The organism is Roseovarius sp. MBR-79, from assembly GCF_053628555.1.
The window spans coordinates 1-3,745 of the sequence record NZ_JBRJGP010000056.1; the positions used below are offsets into that span (position 1 = coordinate 1).

At 63.2% G+C, this 3,745-nt stretch carries 3 protein-coding genes; all 3 read left to right on the top strand.

The features are described 5' to 3' along the window. Window positions 1–154 precede the first annotated feature (154 nt). Window positions 155–1,801, top strand: coding sequence for a Mu transposase C-terminal domain-containing protein (locus ACSSV8_RS19915; protein WP_454283640.1), 1,647 nt, complete (start codon window positions 155–157; stop codon window positions 1,799–1,801). Next, window positions 1,794–2,672 carry a TniB family NTP-binding protein gene (locus tag ACSSV8_RS19920; RefSeq protein WP_151976563.1) on the top strand — a complete coding sequence of 293 codons (879 nt, stop codon included), beginning with the start codon at window positions 1,794–1,796 and terminating at the stop codon, window positions 2,670–2,672. The genes ACSSV8_RS19915 and ACSSV8_RS19920 overlap by 8 nt, the downstream gene beginning before the upstream one ends. 71 nt (window positions 2,673–2,743) lie before the next feature. Continuing rightward, a complete protein-coding gene (locus ACSSV8_RS19925) occupies window positions 2,744–3,688 on the top strand; it encodes a TniQ family protein (protein ID WP_454283641.1) in 945 nt (314 codons plus the stop codon). The last annotated feature ends 57 nt before the right edge of the window (window positions 3,689–3,745 follow it).

Consider the following 3,745-nt stretch of genomic DNA (forward strand, 5'->3'; position numbering starts at 1 on the left):
TGTCGGTCTGTCGGAGTTCTTGAGACTGCGTTCCATGTGTTTTCAATAGCTTGCCTGTGTCGCATTTCTGAAACCGATTCAAGGTATGTGAGACTGGACGCCGATTTGAATCACCATTGGTGAGACTATCCGGCATCCATGCACTGAGTAAGTTATGTCCGATAATTTTCCAGCTGACAAGGATTGGGAAGAGGCGGAGTTTCGCGCCCGGGTGCTCGCGGAGCTGCCGGCCCAGCTGACTCAGGGCAATGTCGACTGGGCCATACGTCAGCTAAATGTCGGCCGATCCACGCTTTTTCGTCTGGTGAAGCAGTTCCGCGAGGACGGGCGGACCAGTGCACTTCTGCCGGACACCCGGGGCCCCAAACCTGGCATGCAGCCGCTGGACCCGGCGGTGGAAGAGATCGTGTCCCGCCACTTCAAGGGGCTTTATGCCACCCGCCGCAAACCTACCAGAACGCGGTTCTGGCGGGAGGTCGCCGCCGATTGTCGGGCTCAAGGGCTGGCACCGCCCTCGATCCGTCGTCTGGGGCGCTGGCTGGAGCAACATGACCAGGCTAAGCTGATGGCCCGGCGAGAGGGCAAGGACAAGGCCGAGCGGCGCTATCTGGCCACGCCTGGGATGCTGGTCGCGAACGATCCGCTGGATATCGTCCAGATCGACCACACCAAGGCTGACGTGACAGTGGTAGATCCAGTGACACGACGGCCGCTCGGTCGGCCTACGCTGACGGTCGCGATCGACGTGAATACCCGCATGGTTCTGGGGTTTTACCTGTCACTGGAGCCGCCATCGCTACTGGCCGTCGCACTGTGTCTGACCCATGCGGTTATGGACAAATCGCATTGGCTCACCGCGCGTGGAATCAGCACGGATTGGCCAACGCGGGGCATCCCGAACGCGATTTATGTTGACAATGGCGCCGAGTTCCATGCCCGGGCTTTTCAGCTTGCCTGTTCCGAATACCAGATCGATCTCCAGCACCGTCCTCCGGGAACGCCGCGCTACGGTGGGCATATCGAGCGGCTGATCGGCACCATGATGGGTACGGTGCACCTGCTGCCGGGGTCGCATTTCTCGAACATCTTCGAGCGCGGCGATCTCGATGCCGAGGCCGAGGCGGTGATGACTCTCGGAGAGCTAGAAACCTGGCTCGCCCTCGAAATCACCGGCTCGTACCACGTGCGGGTCCACTCTGCGCTGGAAACCACACCTGCGGCGGCTTGGGCGGCGCGGGTGGATGAGGCGAGGGTCCGCATGCCGGCCGATCTGCGCCAGTTCCTGGTCGATTTCCTGCCCTCCGAGCAGCGCGTTTTGCAGCGCGACGGCCTGCATCTCTTCCACATCCGCTATTGGGCGGACGAGTTGCGCTGGCTGATGGGCCGGGAAAGCCGCAAATTCACGGTTAAATACGATCCGCGTGATCTTTCGCGCATCTTCGTGCTGACAGAGAACGGGATCATCGAAGCGAGACCGGCGGATCTGACACGGCCTGCGATCACGCTCTGGGAGCACCGCGCCGCCCGGCGCGTCTTGCGCGAGACTGGACGCCGGTCGGTGGATGAGGAACTGATTTTCAGGACGATAGAGGCGCAGCGCAACCTCGTCGACAGCGCCGAGCGGCAGACTAAGACGATGCGGCGCCATCAGGCTCGGCGGTCGCATCTCGCCCCTCTGGCGATGATCGATGTGACACCGGATATCGCCGCGCGAGAAGCCCTGCCTGCGCCGGAAGGGGAGGGGAGCCCGTTCCTCAGCCACCCCGGCTTCAAGGTTGAGGAGTGGTACGAGGATGACTGAGTTCCCGCATCTCTATCCGGGAGCCGGCAAGATCGCCGCACTGAGCGCCGAGGAGCGCATTCACCGGATCCGCGCCGACCGCTGGGTCTCCTATCCCAGGGCCGAGGCTGCCTTGGAGAAGCTGGAAACGCTGATGTCGTTTCCCGAGCGCGCCCGCATGCCGAACCTGCTCATTGTCGGCGACAGCGGCATGGGCAAGACTATGATCATCGAGAAGTTCACCCGCGATCACGCGTCGAGCTTCGACGAGGCCAGTGGACGGCTGCATATGCCGGTCGTCGCGGTCCAGATGGTATCCGGACCCGACGAGTCGCGCTTCTATCGCCGGATCCTGGCGGCGATCGGAGCCCCCGAGCCGCCGCGGGCGACACTGTCTGTGCTGGAAAGCCTGGCCTTGCGCCTGCTCGCCGAACTGCGCCCGGGGATGCTGGTCATCGACGAGATCCACAGCCTGCAGGCGGGGACGATCCGCGAACAGGCGCGATTCCTGAACATGCTGCGCTTTCTGGGCAACGAGCTGCGCATCCCGCTGGTTTGCGTCGGCACCGCACATGCCCGCAACGCGCTGCGCACCGATGATCAGCTGGTGCGTCGCTTCGAGGCCTTTGCCCTGCCGCCTTGGCGGGAGGGCGAGGATCTGAACGGGCTGATGAGCACGCTCACCCGCACGCTGCCGCTTCGGCGCCAAAGCCAGATCGACGGACACGCGCTCGCGCGGATCATCAAGGTGACCGGCGGTATCACCTCGGGCATCTTTTCGATCCTCTCGCAGCTGGCGATCGCCGCCATCGAAAGCGGCGAGGAACGCATCCTCTCGCGCGATATTCTGGGCGGCGACCGGTTGCAGGCGGTACTGGGAGAGCCGGTGTGACGGGGCGCGGGCGCCTGCCGGTTGTCTACGCCCCCGACACCGACGAACGGCTGTCTTCCTGGGCCGCGCGCATGGCCCCGTTCTACGCCATGACGGTTTCGGAATTCGTCGCAGCACTTGGCCTAAAGGGCCGCGACGTGTTCGACCTGGAATGGCGTCTTTCAGAAGGGCAGGGGGCTCTGATCGAGACTCGGACGGGCCTTTCGCCCGAAGCGGTGCAGGCCATGACTTTCCGGGAGTTGGTGTCTGCGGCGCGCATGATGATCGCCCGAAAAAACCGGTCTCCGTGCCCGCTCTGTCCCGAAGATCTGCATCGCAAAGCCGTCGCGCTGCCGTGGCGATTTCGCTGCCCGGTGCATGCTGTGGAGTTTCGGGACGCCACCGGTGAGACCCTGTCCGACCGGTTCGGAACGGATCGCTTCAAGAAACTGGAAGGGTATGCCGAGGCCGGTGCCGCGCATCTCGATGCTTGGGCGCGCGGCGCGGGGCAGGGAGACCTGAAAGCGCCCGAAGTGCTTCAGGTTCTGACGGCGCGGCATCGCCGGGCCTCGCCCCCGAACGTTTGCGAGCAGCCACGAATGTCTCTCAAAGACCGCCGGGACTATCATGATTTTTTGACCACGCCGATCATCCGACAGGCGCTCACGGTCGTAGTTCCCGAATATGATCAGGTGGCGCCGGTGCTGGCCAAGCCGGTGCGTCCCGGTCTGCATAGCCTGGCGCAGGGCTCGCTGTTGCAGTGTTTCGCGCTGACGACCGGCATCGGCCGGATCATTGAGGATCCGGTTAAATGTGCTATCTCAGTCTTGCTCGTGAGTGACGCGGAAGGGCAGGGGCGAGTCCGGGCGGCGCTTGAGACATGGCCTCTCTCGTTGAGGCGACGCATCTCGGCCCGGTTCTGGCGCGCTGAGCGCGACGAGAGAGCACGTCAGACTGCCGAAAAAGCCGCGCGACAGCACCAGTCTCACAAATACCGCACCATCCAGTCTCATAAATACCGGTACAGAATCTCATGAACCCCGACTCGTTTTTCAGAGAAGTGCTTGAATCTCATGAATTCCGGCTATCCGACA